Raw genomic sequence first — 19,090 nt, forward strand, 5'->3', positions numbered from 1 at the left:
GAAAATCAAACTATATTCTATCACTCAGAACTATTACTAGCAATTACTATCAATGTAAATGATGCAAGCTTCGACGTCATTTGATATACTAACTAGGAAATTGTCGAACTTAACTACTCGAAAAGAGGTTTCTTAATGATGGAAAAAATTTGTGTAATAGGATTAGGATATATAGGTTTACCTACATCAGCCATCTTCGCTAAATCAGGTATTGAGGTTGTTGGTGTAGATGTAAGTGAGAAAGTTGTCGAAAAGCTCAACAACGGAGAAGTTCACATTGAGGAAGTCGGCCTTCCGGAACTCGTTAAAGAAGTAGTTGAAAGTGGTAAACTTCGCGGCTCTGTGACTCCTGAAGATGCAGATGCCTTTATTATAGCCGTTCCGACACCGATTCATGAGGATCAAACAGCGAATGTGGATTATGTTGTCAGTGCAACAAAAGCAATCCTGCCATATCTGAAAAAAGGGAATGTCATCATTGTGGAATCGACCATCCCTCCAAGAACCATCAATGACGTGGTAGCCCCTATTATAGAAGAAAGTGGATTGAACCCGCTTGAGGATGTCTATTTAGCCCACTGTCCTGAACGTGTCCTTCCTGGGCGTATTCTGATTGAATTGATCGAGAATACCCGAATTGTAGGCGGAATAACTCCAGAAGCTTCCAAACGTGCGGGAGATGTGTACCGTCAAGTTGTAACAGGTGATGTGATTGAAACGGAAGCTGTTACAGCCGAAATGTCTAAGTTGATGGAGAACACATTCCGGGATGTTAACATTGCTTTAGCAAATGAGCTTGTTAAAATTTCAGCTAAGTTAAATGTAAATGCTCATGATGTCATTGAATTGGCCAACAAACATCCACGAGTTAACCTGCATCAGCCTGGACCTGGAGTAGGAGGACACTGTCTGGCAGTAGATCCATACTTTATTGTTGAAAAAGCGATGAATGAATCTCCGCTTATTCAGACTGCCAGAGGGATTAATAACTCCATGCCTGAGTTTGTTGTGTCACAGGTGGAAAGATTGACTGCTGAAATCGAGAATCCGACCATTGCTGTCTTTGGACTTACGTATAAAGGAAATATCGATGATGTGCGTGAAAGTCCGGCACTTGATATTACGAAAATGCTTGTTAACCATCCTAAATTCGATGTGCGAGCACATGATCCTCATGTGCGTGATGAGCAGGTTTCATTCCCGCTATATTCTTTTGAGGAATCAATCAAGGATGCTCACTTAGTACTCGTGCTGGCAGATCACAATGAATTCAAAGTAATGGATGAGCAGGTTCTGGTAAAAGGCTTAAAGGCACCAGTCGTATTCGACACAAAAAATTGCGTACCTGAATTCGAGAATTTAGTGGTATATCGAATCGGTGATTTGACGAATTTACGTTCAATCCAAGAATAAGGTGGATGACATGAAGAAAGAGTCTTACTTTGGCATTAATGTATCACCATACACGTATGAAGAAATTATTGAAGATATTAAGAAGCGTATCAGTCTAAATCAAACCTCTACAATCATTGCTGTCAACCCTGAAAAAGTGATGAAGGGTGAGAAAAATCCGGATTTGAGAGAGCTGATCAATTCAGCCACGTACCAAATTCCGGATGGTGTCGGAATTCTGTTGGCCTCCAAACTAAAAGGAGGCCAAATCCGATCCCGAGTTACAGGTGTAGATATGATGGAGAGGCTTCTTCAATTTGCCCAGGAAGAAAAGCACGGTGTATTTCTGTATGGGGCGAAAGAAGAGGTTGTATCCAAAGCTGCGGAAAACATCAAAAAGAAATATCCCGGAATCACCATTTCAGGATATCAGAACGGATATATTCAAGATAATGATGCTCTTGTTCAGCAGATAAATGCTTCCGGTGCAAAGCTTCTGTTCGTTGCGATGGGAAGCCCGCGCCAGGAGCTTTGGATCAGAGAAAATATGCCGAGATTGAATACGCTGGTTTATCAAGGTGTCGGCGGGAGCTTTGATGTATTTGCCGGTCACGTGAAACGTGCGCCGAAGATCTATCGTAAATTCGGTATTGAGTGGCTTTATCGACTGATGAAGGAACCTAAACGCCTGAAACGGCAAATGGCGCTTCCACAATTTTTAGCAAAAGTTCTATTCAGTAAAAACAAATAGAGAGGGTTCTATTATGAAAGAGTTGAAAGAGAGGTACCTGTACATCCTGGCAGCAGCAGTTCTATACATTGCTGCGTTGATTATACCGAACTCGAAAATCGGGTTGGGTGTATCCTTGGTATTGGCTGTACTTGCTTTTATTAAGCCTAAAGACGGCTTGTTGTCATTATTAATATATTTTCCTATGAGATCGTTCTTAACAGAAATCAACCCGGGACTTAAGCTTGCTGGCGATATCATCATCATTGCCGTATTCTTAAGAGTCCTTTGGGATCATAAGAAAAACATTAAATCATTATTTCAATTTGCACATTTTGAATGGGCGTTCTTTGCCTTTATGCTGATTGGAACGGTAGCAGCATTTCTAACTGGAGTAGAAATAGCAGCCATCGTGTTCCAAATTCGTGCATTCTTTATTACCTATCTTGTTTATTACTCTGTAAAACGCCTAGGCATTACAAAGGAAGATGTAGCGAGATTCCTTCAGGTGACGTTCACGGTGGCCATGGTTTTAACTGTACAAGGTTTAGTAGAGAAATTATCTATTCGCAGTATGTTTATGCCAGAAACATGGGTAAACCGTCAATTATCACCTAATAATGCTACTCGTATTTATGGGTTGATTAATAATCCAAATGTTTTGGCGGTGTATTTATCGATTGCATTTATTTGTACTCTATATTTACAGCAACTTGTTCTTAAAAAGGGTACCAAAATATTCTTGATCATTTCCATGGTTCTTATGATGGGTGTATGGACTCTAACGTATTCCAGGGGAACGATTATTGGATTTGGGATTTCTTATGTCATTTATTTACTATTAACTCGGAATTGGAATGTGCTTAAAAAGTCAATTCTTATATTGGCGGCAAGTTTCATCTTAATTAATCTCCCTGTGGCAAAAGCCACTCAATGGATACAGAACACAGATTTAGGGAAAATAGAAAGAACAGGCCCGCCGGAAGATGAGCCGGAAAGTGATGGCAAATCCACTGAGAGAAAACGATGGGAGCAAACATTTGAACAAAGCACCATTGAACTGAGTAAACAAACGGGACGCTTATTCATTGTACTGACCGGATTCGAAGTCTTTAAAGACCATCCTGTTATTGGGACAGGATTTGCTACGTACGGTGACTCAGCTACCAAGAGCTATTCTTCACCGATTTATGATGATTATGGAATCACATATGATATCTATTCTGATAATCAGTACATCCAGGTGATTGTTCAAACAGGAGCTCTCGGGGTGATTGCATTTGCCGTTTTCTTACTGGGTATGCTATATGCTCTTTGGAAGCTGCGGAAAGATTCCCGCTTTGCAATCCCTGCATTTGCGCTATTGGTAGGAATTTACTGGTGCGGCTTCATTTATAACATTTGGGAAGATAAAACATTCACTCTATATTTCTTTATGATGATCGGCTTCATATTAAATGAAAAAGAATATAAGGAGAGAAATCGCAATGAAAGTATTACATCTCATTAGCGGTGGGGAAACAGGTGGTTCAAAAAACCACCTGATTTCTTTATTGCAGCAATTTAACAAAGAAGAGGTTATGTTAGGTGTCTTTCAAGAAGGAAAGCTCTCAAAGGAAGCAAGGGAGTTGGGATTACCCGTCGTATTATTCGGACAATCGTCTCGCTATGACTTCTCCGTATTAAAAAAAATCAAAACCCTCATTAAAGAACAAAACATTACCATCGTTCACACCCACGGTCCCCGTGCAAACCTGTTTACTTATTTTCTCAGAAAACAAATTAATTTTAAGTGGATTACGACCATACATAGCGATCCTTCTAAGGATTTCATCAAAGGTGGAGTGAAGGGGAAGGTCTTTACCTGGCTGAACATGAAAGTTCTAAAAGAAATTGACTATTTCTTTGCTGTTTCGAACCGGTTCAAAGAGATGTTAGTTGAATTTGGACTCGATTCTAAGAAAATTTTTGTTATTTATAATAGCATTCCGTTCGATGAAGTATATGAACAAAAAATCACAAGAGAAGATTTATGCCTGAAAGAAACTGACTTCCTTATTGTCATGGTCGCCAGACTACATCCAATAAAAGGTCACGAACTTGCTTTTAAATCCATAAAAGATTTGTCAAACCAAGGATATAATCAGGTGAAACTTTTATTGATTGGGGACGGACCTATTGGAAACGAATTAAAACAGAAAGTCGACCAGCTTGAGTTGTCTGAAAAAATTAAATTTTTAGGGTATCAAAAAGATGTTCATTCATACTTGGCGTTATCCGATGTGAAACTTCTAGCGTCTTATAGTGAGAGTTTTCCACTGGTCATTCTTGAAGCAGCAAGGGCTGAAACCCCAGTCATTTCAACAGATGTTGGAGGGGTAAAGGATCTGATCAGTGAAAAACGCTTCGGCTGGGTCGTTCCGGTAGGAGAGGTAGATGGCATTACCAATGCGATTAAGGAAGCCATTGAGGATAAAAAGAACGGTGTCCTTAAGGAAAAGGCTTTTCAATTAAAGGACAGAGCCATAAAGGAATACTCGTTGCAAAGACTACACAACGATACTTATAGCACATATTTAAAAATAAAAGATGAAAATTGAATTATTTTTTTGGAAATAAAATGGAATATAAGGTAAATTTAGGTATATAATGAATATTGTTGATTATCCTAAAGACCTAGAAATGCATAAATTCAACCTTTTTACACATATTTTTCCTCATTACCCACTCTTATCGAATAGGGAAAAAATATGTAAAATAAGGTTGAATTTTTCCATGTTTCTGCTAGAATAAGGATATGAGTTTTCTAATCTATTAGTTTTTCGACATTTTCTTTTCAAATAATACAAAATTATTAAAAATTATGCCGAACTATAACTAGTAGTTTAGTAGTAGCTATCTGGTGTTTGAAAACTTTTAGTCTAATAGGCTGATGTTTAACCTGGATTACCCAATTACCCAAACATTACATACCTTTAGGAGGAATTATTTAAATGGCTTACAAATCAAAGTCTTATCGTAAGTTTGTTGCAGCTGGTACAACAGCAGCTCTAGTTGCATCTGCAATCGCTCCTGCAGCTTCTGCAGCAGAACACCCATTCACTGACGTTAACAAAAACTATGAAGAGGCAGTCAGCTTCTTATACATGAACGACATCACAAAAGGTTACACTGAAACTACTTTCGGTACGTACATGAGCCTTGACCGTGGTAATGCAGCAGTCATCATTGCTAACGCTTTAGGTCTTGACACTGAAAACGCTCCTGATGCTGGTTTCAAAGATGTAAACAACCGTGTAAAAGGATCAGTTAACGCACTTGTTGAAGCTGGAATCATGGATGGATTCAATGATACTGAATTCCGCCCGAACGTTGAGCTTTCTCGTGGCGCAATGGCGAAAATCCTAGTTAACGCTTACGATCTTCAAGATGAAGCAGTTGACACACCTTTCACAGACTTAACTGCAACTTTCGGATCTTACATTGAAGCTCTTTACGGTGCTGGAATCACTTCTGGTAAAACAGAAACAACTTTCGGTACGAACACAGAAATCCTTCGTGGTGAGTTTGCTGTTCTTCTATACAGAACAATGAATGTAGATCCAGTGCCTGCTCTTGAAGTAACTTCTGTAAGTGCAATTGATGATATGACTTTATCAGTAACACTTAGCGATGAGTCTACTCACGAAGTAACTCTTGATGAAGCACTTGTTGCAAACGAAGAAACTGAAGTTACATTCATGATTGATGATGTAGAATACACTGCTACAGTAACATTCGAAGTGGAAGCTCCAGAATTAATGGTTTCTGGTGTAACTGACGGCGCTATTACGAAAGAAGCTATGCATACCCTTACAGTAGAAGCTACTGAAGGTTCTGACGTAACTGTAATGGTTGGTGAAACTGAAGTTGAAGCGAGCGAAGATGGAACTTACGCTATCGAATTAGCTGAAGGAGAAAACACAATCACAGTAACTGCTTCTGTATACGGAGTAGAAACTACAGTGACAAAAATGGTAACACTTGATACAGTGGCTCCTGAATTATCAGTATCTGAAGTTGCTGAAGTAGTTAACACTGCTGAATTAGCGCTTGAAGTTTCTGCTGAAGAAGGTTCAACTGTTGTAACAACTCTTAACGGAGAAGAAGCTGACGCAAGTGCACTTACTCTTGTTGAAGGTGAAAACACAATCGTTGTAACTGCTACGGATGCAGCTGGTAACGTTTCTACTAAAGAGTTAATGGTGACACTTGATATGACAGCTCCAGTTGTTGAAAGTGGAGAAGTTGCTGATTATCAAAACTTAGTTCTTAATCTTTCAGAAGGTGTAACTGGAACTCCAGTTGTAACAGTGAACGGTAAAGAAGTAGAAACTACTTTATCCGAAGATGGAACTCAAGTATGGATAAACAAAGAAGCTGGTTATACTGCTGGTACTTACAATGTAGTTCTTAGCGGACTTAAAGATGCAGCTGGTAACGAATTAGTAGAAACTACTGTTTCAGTTGTTAAAGAAGCTTCTGTTATTGCAGATTTTGATTTCACTACTAGTGGAGTTACTAATTCAACTAATCAAAAAGTATACTTTAAATTAATTGATCAGTATGGTGAAAATGTAACTTCTAAATATACTGAACTTGATGACAACCTAACAGTAACTGGTGTGATGGGAAGTTTCCCACTAAACGTATCATTAGACGGTTCTGAACCATTTGTAACAATTGCAGATAATCTTACTGCTAACTCAATGGTTTCCCTGACTCTTACAAATAAAGATAGCAAAGGAACTGTATTAGGGACTCAAACTGCATCTTACGTTGTACAAAAAGATGTTGTAGCTGCTCCGACTACTATCTCTGCTATTTCAGTAGCAAATGCTACACAAACTGCAGGTACTCAAAACATTACATTAACTGCAGATATTCGTGACCAATTTAACAACCCAATTGATTTAGGTGCTGGACAAAAATTAAGATGGACTACTTCAGATGAGACAATTGTTTCATTAGACGGTTCAAAAGTTACATCCAAATCTTCTGACGGTGCAGCTCAAGCTAAGACGATTACTGTTGATATGCTTGCTGAAGGAACTGCTGACATCAACGTCTTCTTACCGAACGGTACAAAAGTTTCAACACCTCTTACTTTAACAGTAAACCAAGGCGTATTAGATAGTATTGATGCTTCTAGTGCATCTGTTTCAGTTGAAAACAAAGCTGCATTGACAAAAGCAAATGTTAAAATTAATCCTTCAGAAGAAAAAGATTCATATGTGAAATTCACAAACGAATTAGGAAATGTTATCGGAGTTAAAGCTTCAGACGTTGGTTTGGTAGTGAAGGACTCAGAAGGTAAAGAAGTTACTGGGGAAGTAACAATTGAGAAAGTTACTGATACAAACGGAAATCTTACAGGATTAAAAGTATTAACTTCACGTGATTCACAAGCTGAGAGTGCGGTTGCGAATAACCCGTCTAAAATGTACTCAGTAGAATTGACGGTTGGAGAGAAAACTTCTAAGTTTAATGTTACTTCAACAATTAACAGTAGTGTTAGTGATATTGAAGTAGGAAAAATTGCTGACAACTCTCTAACAGCAGGAAGTTCAACTGTAACTCAAAAAGTAACTTTCAAAAATAAACATGGTGAAGTAATCGATGTACCAGCAGCTTCTGTAAAAGTTACTGCTTCTGGTGGATTAACAGGTGTCGTTTCTGATAATAAAGACGGAATCGCTGATACAATTACATTTGATGCTTCATCTGCGACAGCGGGAGCTAAGTCAGTTCTAGTAACTGTAAATGGATCAGAAGCTTCATTAAACTACAGTGTAAATGTTGTAAAAGCTAGTGAGTTGACAAAAGCAACATTTGGCACAGCAACTGATACTCTAATTGCAAATGATCCTTCAGTATTTGTTCCAGTAACATTCGCAGACCAGTATTCTAATAAATTTGATGTAGCAGCAAGTACTATTTCAGCTGAAGATATCGTTATTGAGCCGAAATCTTCTGAACAATCTGCTTCTGACTTAACAGTTTCACTTGCGAAAACTGTTGACAAAAAGTTAGTTACAGGAGCTACAGGTACTGATTTAGTAACTGGATTTGAAGTGAATGCTGATACAGCTGCCAAAGGTACTTATACTGTAAAATTAATGGACGGGGAAGATCTTCTAGGTTCATTTGAAATTACAGTTAATGCAGCACGCACATTAAACAATGTAACGGTAAATAAAACTTCTGCAAAAGTTGCACTTGGTGGTACTAACGAAATTATGATTACTCCAGTTGACCAATATGGGAAACTAAAAGCTATTACTCCAACAGTTGTTGCTAGTACTGAAGGTGTAGTATCAGGAGAAACAAATGTAACAGAAGTTAAAGATAGTAAAGATAATTTAATTGGTTACAAAGTAACACTTACAGGTGAAGCTAAAGGAACTACAGACCTGACAGTTTCTGTTGTAGAAGGGGACGTTACAAAAACTGCAAAAGTAAATGTAACAGTCGATTCAATTGGCTCACTAGTAAGCTCTGTAAATATTAATGAGAAAAACATTAAATCTTTACACCACACTAGTGAAACGGTTGATTTATCAGCAACTTCATTTGACTCAACTGGAAAAGAAGTTTCTGTTGATCCTAGTAACTATGTTTGGACAGTCCAGAGCGTAACTAAATCTGATGGTACAGCTGGAAATGTTTCTGATGTATCTGTAGATGCTAATGGTGATGTTACATTCACTGCTGGTTATGCAGGAACTGCAGTAATTAAAGTTCAGTCTCCAAACCTTAAATCAGATACAGTAGAAATTAAGTTTAGTAATGCTGCTAAATCTGCTCAAATGGGTACTACTGCTGTTAAAGATGTTGAAGGTATTGAGCTAGATGCAAATACTGAAGTTGCTGGAATTCAAGTTGCTTTAGACGGTAAAGGTGCGAAAGATGGAGAAGAATTTGGTTCAGTTTCATTTGAAATTGATGCATTAGACCAATATGGTGAAATCTTCGAAATTAACGAATCAAATGCTATTGTAACAACTGATGATTCTTCAGTATTAACGGTTAATAAAGTTGATGGAGCAATCACAGTAAATGCAAAATCTAAAGGTACAGCAAAAGTATTTGTACAATATAATGGTGATACTTTAGAGTTTGATTTCACAGTAACACAAGAAGCTTTAGATGCTGCTGCTTCACTTACAGAAGCAACTGATGCTGTTAAAAAAGCTGAAACTAGCAAAACTCAGGCTGATGTTGATGCAGCCAAAGGTTTAGTGGATGCTCTTCCAGATAGTCAAGCTAAAACAGATTTACAAACACGAATTGATGCAATTACTCCTGTATAATTTTTAAAATGATATATTCTTGAAGAGAAGCTATGGGAATCTAATTTCCATAGCTTCTTTTTATCTATCGCATGAAATAATTTTATCTTGACCAAATTCGTTAAAATTTCAAAGAATGTTCAAATCAAAATATTCTGCTCATAACAGAAAAGGCGTGATAAACGGGTTTAGCGATGGTAAATTCCAACCTCATACGGAAATCACAAGACAACAAGCTGCGCTTATGGTGGCAAGAGCATTAAATCTGGATACTAATAATCGTCCAAGCCCTTCGCAGACAGATTTATCAAAATCAATGGCAGGTTATAAGCAAATCAGTGCAGTAATCGATGAAGGTTTGTTCGATGAATTTATTTCATCTAGTAAGTTTGATCCATATAAGAAATTAACACGCGGTGAAATGGCCGCAATCATTTCTAAAGGATTTAATCTTAAGGCGAACACTTCCTCAACTAAGCTAACGGATGTTTCAAGTTTCTGGGGAAGAGAGTATGTGCTTGCACTTGAAAACAATGGCATTACATTGGGTTATAGTGATAAGACATTTAGACCGGATACTTCATTAACCCGTGCCCACTTCTCTATTTTTATGGCCCGAGCAATGGAAGAGAGTTTTCAATAATACAAGTTTTGTGAAAAAGCGTACCAAATGCGATCGCATTTGGTACGCTTTTTGATTTTGAAATGGACACTACTACAATAGTAGATAATGAAGAAATATGATTTCAAAAAAACTCACTTTTTGGGAATTTATGTCGAATGAATCATTGTTTTTTCCTAGTATGAAAGTTTATACTTTAGTAGGGAAACTTACTAGAATTGTAAAGGGAGGAAATGTGTTGTTTTCCAAGCATAAATTGATTACATCTTTTGTTGTGTTGTTGTTATTCCTTCAGCTTTTTTCGACTTCATCTGCTTTGGCGGCTACTAATATAGTAGAACAGTTTAAAGCATCTTCTGGCATTTGGTATAAAGATACTCGTATCACTTCAACTAGCGATCAAGCGATTAAATCACTTGAAATGAATTTATCCGATCCATATACGAAAGTGGAGGTGGGTGTACCGAATCCACTTAATCAATTGTCTCGAACGACCTCACAAGCTATAGCACATACTACAGAACAGCATCAGGTTGTGGGTGCAGTGAATGGTTCCTTTTTTAATCAGGACCGACTTCCTATGTATCTTATTTCGTATCATAACAAATTAGTGAATGCTGGAATCATTGCTACAGGTGAAGATCAGTACGTGAATGAGCCCATCGCATTTGGTATAGATAATCAGGGAAAGGGTAAGATCGGACATTATAAATTAGATCTCTCCTTTGTACATAATGGAAAGAACTATTCAATTACCAGTACAAACAAAGAACGTTCTTATGATAATTTGATTTTATATACTCCTGATTTTCCAAGTGAATATACGAATACCAATCCTTATGGAATGGAAGTCGTAGTGAGTAATTTAAATTCAAAGCTGGATTTAGAATTTGGTTCTACTTTAACAGGGACAGTTCAATCTATTCGACGTCATGGTGACTCAACGAATACTAAAATACCATCAGATGGCTTTGTGTTATCGGCCCATGGTGATAGTTTAGAAGCTTTAAAGTATATGAAGATAGGTGACCCTATTAATCTCTCAGTCAATATCGATTCTGAATGGAAGAATTCAGATTTTATGTTAGCCGGCGGACCACTATTAGTGAAAGACGGACAGGTTTCTCTTAGCATGGACCCTGACAGCCCGAGAGCTAGAGAAAGGGCCCCCAGAACGGCAGTAGCCATTGATCGAACGGGTGGGAAAGTATATTTTGTCACAGTAGATGGTCGACAATCTGGTTACAGTACTGGAATGAGTCTGACAGAATTTGCTCAACACCTTAAGAGTATGGGGATAGACGAAGCTCTAAATATTGATGGTGGAGGCTCGACCACAATGGCAACCCGGTTCCCTGGGGATTTCCAGGTGAAATTGGCGAACCGTCCATCTGATGGCTTTGAGAGGTCAGTCTCTACCACTTTAATGGCGGTTTCTACTGCTCCAAAAGGAATGCCTACTTACATCTACGCAGGAAAGTCTGCTGAAGGTGTGTTGCTGAAAGGGGCTAGTGTCAAAGTAAATCTTGATTATGTTCTTGACCAATATTACAATCCAGTTCAAATTAACCCTTCAAATGTAAATGTAGTAGATAGTCAAGGTTTGGGCAATGTGAACGGATTGACGTTTACAGCTGCAAAAGCAGGTGAAGGAAGTTTGTCTGTTCAGTACGGTATTGCTTCAAAAAACTTACCGATTAAAGTAGTCGATGAAATTGGAAAATTAACTGTGTCACCTAACAATGTGAAGACCATGAGTGGGCAAAAGATTCAATTAAAGGCAAGTGGATGGGATACAGCTAATGCACCAGTCATTATGAATAATTCCTCCATTCATTGGTCAGTAAGTGGGGATATTGGTACAATCGATTCCAAAGGACTTTTCACTGCTAAAGACGGCGTAGCCAGTGGTACAATCATTGCGTCCTATGGTTCTACGAAAGTGAACATACCCGTAACGATAGGAGACGAAGTGTTGGAAGTCGACTCATTTGATACTACGGATAAGTGGTCAACAAGTAATGTGAAAGCTTCCTCAAGCATCTCAAATTTGAATACGCCTAAATATGAAGGCAGCCAATCTTTAAAATGGAATTATCAATTTTCTAAAACAGAACCTGGTACCTCAGCAGCTTACCTGGATGCCAAAAGTCCAATTGGGTTGAGCGGGACACCAGCTCAAATAGGCCTGAGATTGTTTGGAGATGGAAAGCTTCAATGGGTAAGAGGGAAAGTTGTTGATGGAGATGGAAATGAGCATACGATCAATTTTACCGAAGAAAAGGGTTTATCCTGGAACGGTTGGAAGTATATTAATGCTTCTTTGGATTCATCCTGGAAGGCACCATTAAAATTGAAACAAATATACATTGCACAGCCATACGAAGAGTTAAAAACGAGTGGAACGATATACCTTGACCAATTACAAGCTGTTTATAAAGACGGCCATGTTGAACCACTGTTCAAGGATACAGGATTAAATTATTGGGCGGAGACAGAGGTGGATTACCTTATTAATCAAGGGATCATTAGCGGTTTTCCAGATGGTAAATTTCAGCCAAACACATCCCTTAATCGTGTTCAGGCAGCGATATTGTTAGCACGCGCATTGAAGCTGGATACAAACTCTGCGCAAAATCCGAACTTCACAGATGTTACAAAGTCTTATGGGTACTACGGTGAGATTGCAGCTGTAGCAAATGCAGGTATTATGCAAGGGAAAGAAGGGGGAACCATCTTCGACCCATACGCAAAACTAACCCGGGCTGAAATGGCAGTTATTTTAAAACGTGCTTATAAGCTTCCGAATGCAACGGAAAATCCATTTAAGGATAACTATACTACAAGCTTTGCCTTTGAAGCAGTAAAAGCTTTAGCTGAAGCTAACGTAACGAATGGATATAGTGATGGAACTTTTAGACCGGCTAACCCTATCAGTCGAACTGAGTTTAGTGTATTTTTATATCGAACCATAAAGTAGTAGAAGAGCGATGAAGCAAATGCTTCATCGTTTTTTATTTATAAAAAAGAAGCCTTCCGAACGAATCGAAAGGCTTCTATAAACGTATCTTAATTCTGGGTGTTCACATCCATGATCCGTCCTTCAACCTGAGGATCAACGCTTGGAAGTGATTTTAGATAATCAATAAACATTTCATAGTCAATGTATCCTGGCGTACTTACACGTCCGTCGGCATAGGCATTAGCCAGGACTTCATAGCCATCTCCGCCTTTAGCGGTAAAGGAATTGGTTGCAACGAAATACGATTTAGTATCTTCTAGTGGGGCATAGTTTGAACCGTCACTGATTTCAACAGAATCAATTCTTTCTCCTGCAGGCTTGCTGCTATCGTATTTTACCTTTAATCCAGAGACTTGTAAGAACGCTCCGCTTGGAGTAGGGACTGAGCTTACGCTGCGTTCAAGAGTTGTCTTGATTTCAGCACCAGTCAGTTCCATGATGGCAAGGTCGTTACCAAAAGGCATTACTTTAAGTACTTCTCCCATTGTGATAGGTCCTTGATCAATGGATTCACGAATTCCTCCGCCATTTTGAAGTGCTACAACAGTCTTAGGGTTGATTGATTTCGCTTTAGCAAGCATACCATCTGTAATAAGGTTTCCTAAGTTGGTTTCCTTAGAACGTACGTTTTCACGAACACCGTCTAAAACAGAAGCAGCGTCAGCACCGATTTCCTTATTTTTAAGTGCTTCAACTTGATCCGAATAAGGTTTCAGCATGTCTGAGAATGTAGGGTCAGCGTCAAACTCTGATACATCCAGAAGCTCACCTGCATAACCATTAATGACACCCTCATCATCAAACGTTACATCCAGCACACCTAGAAAATTCCCATAATCATCAGCTTGTACGATAATCGTTGGTTCCTCACCATCTTCGTTTAGGACAGGCTCATCAAGCTCAGTGTGACTATGCCCACCAACGATGACATCGATGCCATCTACTAATTTTGCCAGCTCTAAATCATTGTCATACTGAAGACTATCGTCAAATCCAATATGCGTTAGAGCAATGATTTTGTTAATTCCCTGTGCTTCGAATGAATCAACCATAGCCGTGGCACGATCGATATAATTTTGGAATTCGACACTTTCAGGGCTGGAGATATCCGGTGTTTCTTCTGTGGTTAGACCGAATATCCCTACCTTTTCACCATCAATCTCTTTGACAATTCCATTATAGATCTGACCTTCAGACGGATCTTCTGAAATTTCATCATTTTGCAGGCCATCAAATAGTGCATCCTTAGAGAAGTCCACGTTCGAACTTACAAGAGGGAATTCTGCTCCTTTGATAAAGTCAGCAAGAGCTTTATGACCATCTTCGCTGGCACCAAGATCAAACTCATGGTTTCCAAATGTCATTGCATCATAACCCAGTGCGTTCATGAATGCTAGATCAGCTTGTCCTTTAAACTCATTGAAGTATAGATCTCCTGAGAATACATCCCCGGCATCCAGTAATAAAGCTTCAGGGTTCATATCTCTCACTTCATTGACAGCCGTTGCCCGATTGGAAATTTTATCTAAGTGAGCATGAGTATCATTTGTATGCATAACCGTCAGATGGAAATCAGCCTGGTCTTCCATAGCCTGGTAAGCTTTATGTAGGAATATGGCGAAATCCCCACGCTTCGCTAACGAATCCACACCAAACAAAGTGTCGGATATACCCTGTGTGATATGGTTTGCAACAAGCATCGAAACGGCATCTTTATATCGTGAATTAACATCTTTAAAAGGAACTTCAGCCGTTCCTTCCAATTGGAAAGCTCTTTCAAGCCAGAGCGCGATTTCCCCACGTGTAACATAACTGTCAGAGTCAAAGGTTTTGCTGTTTTTACCCATGGCAATTTCTGCGTCTTTTAACGCATTTACTGCGCCAACCGCACGAGCAGGTACATCTTCAAATCCAGAAGCTGGGGCGTTCTCCATATCAAGCTCAAGCACTTTGGCAATAAGTACAGCTGCATCGACACGTTTGATGGACATATGTGTACCAAACATATCTTCTGTATAACCATTTGCTCCTTTTGATACTAAAAAGTTTACTGCATCTACATATCTGCTGGAAACATCAGTGAAATCTGATTGTTCCGCAGATACCATTGGTGCAAAAGCACTAGCTGCTAACGTGGCCGTTGTAGCAGTAGCCAATATCTTACGGTAAGCTTGTTTCGTCATAATCTTGATTCTCCCCTTTATGCATATTTGATAGAAACCAACGAGAGTGGATGTCGAAATCTATCTATCTATGTCTATTATATCAGAATCTTTCCTATTATTTTCAAAATTTAATTTTTTTACATAGAATTATCAGTTGTTTTACAAATGAGTGTGCTTCCATGAAAAAAGAAGGCTCTTTTTATAGAGCCTTCTAAGTCATTGAACTATGATTTGTGCTTATGAATAGGGCGAACGATGCATTTCGAAAAGTTCGGTTCTTGTTTGTTCACCATTTCAGCCGGGAATATAAACGTCCATGGTTTTGACGTGTTTGCCTTTATTTCAAAATCTTCCATAGGGAAAGCCCCTTTTGCTATAATATCTTGATCACCATCGACAAGTTCTAATGGAAGATGTTTTATTTTAATAGATGTTGGATTCCCATTTCTAAATAATACGGTTGATGTAATTTTTCCGTCTTCCAACATACGGGTTTGAATAGGCATCAGGTTAAACTCTTTTTTCTTCAACTTGGGAAGAGTGGAGACTAATTTCTCAAGCTTTTCTTTTTCTTCCGCTGGCAGGGAATCCTGCCAGCTTTGTTCAAGATCAAGCCGGTGAGGTTGAGCAGAGCCGATATTAAAGGCAAGGGACCAACCTTCATTTGGGATTTCATCTGTTTCCCATGTCTCTTTTTCAAAGATAAACATCCATGGACGGCTGCTCTTTGGTGGTATTTCATCCAGTTCTCCCAAATCAAATTCTTTTCTGGCAAGAATGGTTTTCGTTTCATCTAAGAGTATGATTTCAACCTTTTCTATTTTTATAGCTTTAGAGAGGCTGTTCCGTAAAAAAGCTGTTACGTTAATGCTGTTGTCCTCTTGCGTTAAATCAACACCAGCCAAGGATATTTGATTGGGCTTTAGTGGTGTTAAATCGTTGTTAAGGAATCGAAAAACGTATTCTTTTTCTTTAGATAATTTCCATTTTGGGTGAAAGGAAAGCTCTGTTGAAACAGTATCCTCTTCAGGGATGTCCTGTGAATCTCCAATAAGTTCGGCGGATGATATTGTTGTATCTTTTCCTGTTTTAATTACTTCATCACCATTTTTCTTTTTGAAAAAGGGAAACATATTTTCACTCCTTCTCTTGTTGCTCAGTTTGCCTAATGTTTTTTAATAATGCTATTACTTCTATTGAGATGTTTTTCTCCAAGTTATAAAACATGTCAGAAAATAATTCCAGTCCTTCTCTAGCGTATATCCTCATCGGGTCTTCTTGCTGATAGGAACGCAATCCGATTCCTTCTTTAAGTCTAGTCATATTTTCTAGATGGCTAATCCAATGGAGATCCACAAAGCTCATCATGATTTGGGCACATGTTTTCGTCAATTGTTGGTTTTCTTCAAAGCTATCAATAAATTCATTTGTTAACAAAAGGGTGCTATGTAAATGGTTATTGATCTCTTTACGATCTATTAGATCAGCAGAAATATGGGTTTGATTCACGAAGAGCTGGTTTGTAACGATGCTTAATTGATCCATTCTCCATTCTTCGGGAAGCTGATCCTCCGGACACGTATATTCGAGAGTGTTTTGATACGTGTTTTCTACCATGTTCTTAATGGTAGGAAGTAGTTGCTCTCCGGATAAAGCCTTTTCTCGAAGTTCATACATAACATTTCGCTGCTCATTTATTACATCATCCAGCTTTAAATTGTACTCACGCATGGAGTAGTTGGCACCTTCCACTATCCGTTGTGTGCGCTCTACTAACTCATGTACAGTTTTGTTTTCGATAAGGCCGTCCTCATTCACTTTTCGCTTTTTGTTGAATTTTTCTAAATCTTCACTAGCGAAACGTCTAAACATATCGTCCTCAAGAGAAAGGAAGAATTGACTTGAACCAGGATCCCCTTGTCTACCTGAACGGCCGCGTAATTGGTTATCGATTCTTCGGCTTTCATGTTTTTCAGTACCAAGAACGTGTAACCCGCCTAAGCTTGCCACTCCTTCACCGAGGAGAATATCTGTACCACGACCTGCCATATTGGTGGCGATGGTGATTTGGCCCTTTTGACCAGCTAATGATATTAATCGAACTTCTTGTTCAACACTCTTGGCGTTCAACAGCTCATAAGATAATTTAGCCTTATCGAGGACACTGGCAATCTTTTCTGATTGAAGTATGGAGGTAGTTCCAATTAAAACAGGTTGACCCGTACGATGACGTTCTTTCACTTCATTAAGAACGGCTTGATATTTTTGTTCTGTCGTTTCGTACACACGGTCCAGCATGTCCACTCTGATCTTTGGCTTATTCGTTGGAATGGAGATGACCTGCATATTGTAAACTTCCCTGAATTCTTTTTCTTCCGTTTTTGCCGTTCCAGTCATTCCAGAAAGAATTGGATACATTCTATAGTAATTTTGGATGGTGATTTGAGCTTGAGACTTGTTTTCTTCAGTGATGACTAATCCTTCTTTAGCTTCAATTGCTTGATGAAGACCATCACTTAAGGTCCGTCCCTCCATTGTCCGTCCGGTAAACATGTCAACTAAGAGTACTTTCCCTTCGTGGACAATATAATCTACGTCTCGTTCAAACATGACATGAGCCCTGACGGCTTGTATGACATAGTGATAGAGAGTTTGATGCTCCAACTCGTAAAGATTGTCCACACCGAAAGCTTTTTCCACTTTTTCTATCCCAACATCCGTTAAGCTTGTCGCTTTTGTTTCTTCATCAAAATCATAATCAGTGTCATGTTTGAAACGTTTAGCTAATTTCGCTGCAATATAATGGAGGTCTGCGCTTGATTGCATTTTTCCTGCAATGATAAGGGGGGTCTTCGCCTCATCGATCAGTACGCTATCAATTTCATCAATAATCGCGAAATGATAAGGTCTTTGAACTTTGTCTTTCTTGTCACGGGCCATATTGTCACGTAAATAATCAAATCCAAATTCTATCCCTACTCCATAGGTGATATCTGCTTGGTAAGCAATCTTTTTCTGAGAAGGATCCATTAAAGGTAGGTTCAGCCCTACAGTCATCCCTAAAAATTCATGTATTCGTCCAATTTGTTCACGGTCACGAGTAGCCAAATATTCATTTACCGTAATGACATGGACCCCTTTACCTTCCAACGCACGCAGATAAGAGGAGAGAGAGGCGACTAACGTTTTACCTTCTCCTGTGGCCATTTCAGAAATGTTTCCTTCCGAAAGGACCAACCCTCCGATTAGTTGAACGTCGTAGTGTCTCATCCCGAGAACACGTTTCGCTGCTTCACGAACGACTGCAAAGGCATCAATGGTAATGTCCGCAATGGATTTACCTGATTTAAGGTCTTCTTTAAATGACTCGGTCATACTTTTTAATTGGTCATCAGAATAATCAGCAAATGTGCTTTCCATTGCATTTATCTTTTCTACTTGTTTATAGTATTTTTTTAATTGGCGTTCAGAAGTTGCTGCTTTTTTTAATATGTTTATCATCGATTTTTCTCTCCTTAACCAGTCCTTAGAAATGTACGCCATCATTAGTTAATCTTATCAAAATTGAGAAAAAAAGACTACTAGCTTGAAAAATTAGCAAATTTATGCAACTTTTACGAAATGTTTGTCGTCTTATTATAGAAGGGTATAAAAAGGTTAAGGGTCATACTTTTGTCTCTTTTACAAGATTTGTAGAATTTTAGTATAGGAAACAATGAAACTAAATGTTATAATCATTTTTGGATTTGCTTTACCTAATAATGAAATGACTCGATCTAAGGAATTGGTTCATTTAGATATAAATAGCAATATGAAATGATCATTTTT

10 protein-coding genes are annotated in these 19,090 nt (G+C 38.6%); 7 read left to right on the forward strand and 3 right to left on the reverse strand.

Features of this window, described 5'->3' with window-relative positions; all coding sequences use genetic code 11:
- Positions 1-138 precede the first annotated feature (138 nt).
- The 7 genes from SLH55_RS06845 (at position 139) to SLH55_RS06875 (ending at position 13,055) form a co-directional block, all read left to right on the forward strand.
- On the forward strand, positions 139-1,413 hold the full coding sequence (locus SLH55_RS06845) for a nucleotide sugar dehydrogenase (RefSeq protein ID WP_413787082.1): 1,275 nt from the start codon (positions 139-141) through the stop codon (positions 1,411-1,413).
- A 10-nt stretch (positions 1,414-1,423) separates the two neighbouring features.
- Positions 1,424-2,143 (forward strand): WecB/TagA/CpsF family glycosyltransferase, encoded by a 720-nt coding sequence (locus SLH55_RS06850; RefSeq protein ID WP_320323016.1) that lies wholly within the window; start codon positions 1,424-1,426, stop codon positions 2,141-2,143.
- Between the two features lie 13 nt (positions 2,144-2,156).
- Positions 2,157-3,632, forward strand: coding sequence for an O-antigen ligase family protein (locus SLH55_RS06855; protein WP_320323017.1), 1,476 nt, complete (start codon positions 2,157-2,159; stop codon positions 3,630-3,632).
- Complete coding sequence (locus SLH55_RS06860; protein WP_320323018.1) at positions 3,610-4,722, forward strand: glycosyltransferase; 1,113 nt, start codon at positions 3,610-3,612, stop codon at positions 4,720-4,722. The genes SLH55_RS06855 and SLH55_RS06860 overlap by 23 nt, the downstream gene beginning before the upstream one ends.
- 393 nt (positions 4,723-5,115) lie before the next feature.
- Complete coding sequence (locus tag SLH55_RS06865; RefSeq protein WP_320323019.1) at positions 5,116-9,474, forward strand: S-layer homology domain-containing protein; 4,359 nt, start codon at positions 5,116-5,118, stop codon at positions 9,472-9,474.
- Between the two features lie 115 nt (positions 9,475-9,589).
- Positions 9,590-10,096, forward strand: coding sequence for an S-layer homology domain-containing protein (locus SLH55_RS06870; protein ID WP_320323020.1), 507 nt, complete (start codon positions 9,590-9,592; stop codon positions 10,094-10,096).
- 217 nt (positions 10,097-10,313) lie between these two features.
- Complete coding sequence (locus tag SLH55_RS06875) at positions 10,314-13,055, forward strand: phosphodiester glycosidase family protein (RefSeq protein ID WP_320323021.1); 2,742 nt, start codon at positions 10,314-10,316, stop codon at positions 13,053-13,055.
- Positions 13,056-13,144: 89 nt separating this feature from the next.
- Here SLH55_RS06875 and SLH55_RS06880 read toward each other — a convergent pair whose 3' ends face one another.
- The 3 genes from SLH55_RS06880 to secA2 all read right to left on the reverse strand — a co-directional run bounded on the left by SLH55_RS06880 (position 13,145) and on the right by secA2 (position 18,763).
- Positions 13,145-15,280, reverse strand: a complete 2,136-nt coding sequence (locus SLH55_RS06880) for a bifunctional metallophosphatase/5'-nucleotidase (protein ID WP_320323022.1) — start codon at positions 15,278-15,280, stop codon at positions 13,145-13,147.
- A 206-nt stretch (positions 15,281-15,486) separates the two neighbouring features.
- On the reverse strand, positions 15,487-16,395 hold the full coding sequence (locus SLH55_RS06885; protein WP_320323023.1) for an accessory Sec system S-layer assembly protein: 909 nt from the start codon (positions 16,393-16,395) through the stop codon (positions 15,487-15,489).
- Positions 16,396-16,399: 4 nt separating this feature from the next.
- Positions 16,400-18,763 carry an accessory Sec system translocase SecA2 gene (gene secA2, locus SLH55_RS06890; RefSeq protein ID WP_320323024.1) on the reverse strand — a complete coding sequence of 788 codons (2,364 nt, stop codon included), beginning with the start codon at positions 18,761-18,763 and terminating at the stop codon, positions 16,400-16,402.
- Positions 18,764-19,090: the final 327 nt, after the last annotated feature.

Origin of the sequence: Rossellomorea sp. YZS02, from assembly GCF_033963925.1 — a bacterium.
Classification (GTDB): domain Bacteria; phylum Bacillota; class Bacilli; order Bacillales; family Bacillaceae_B; genus Rossellomorea.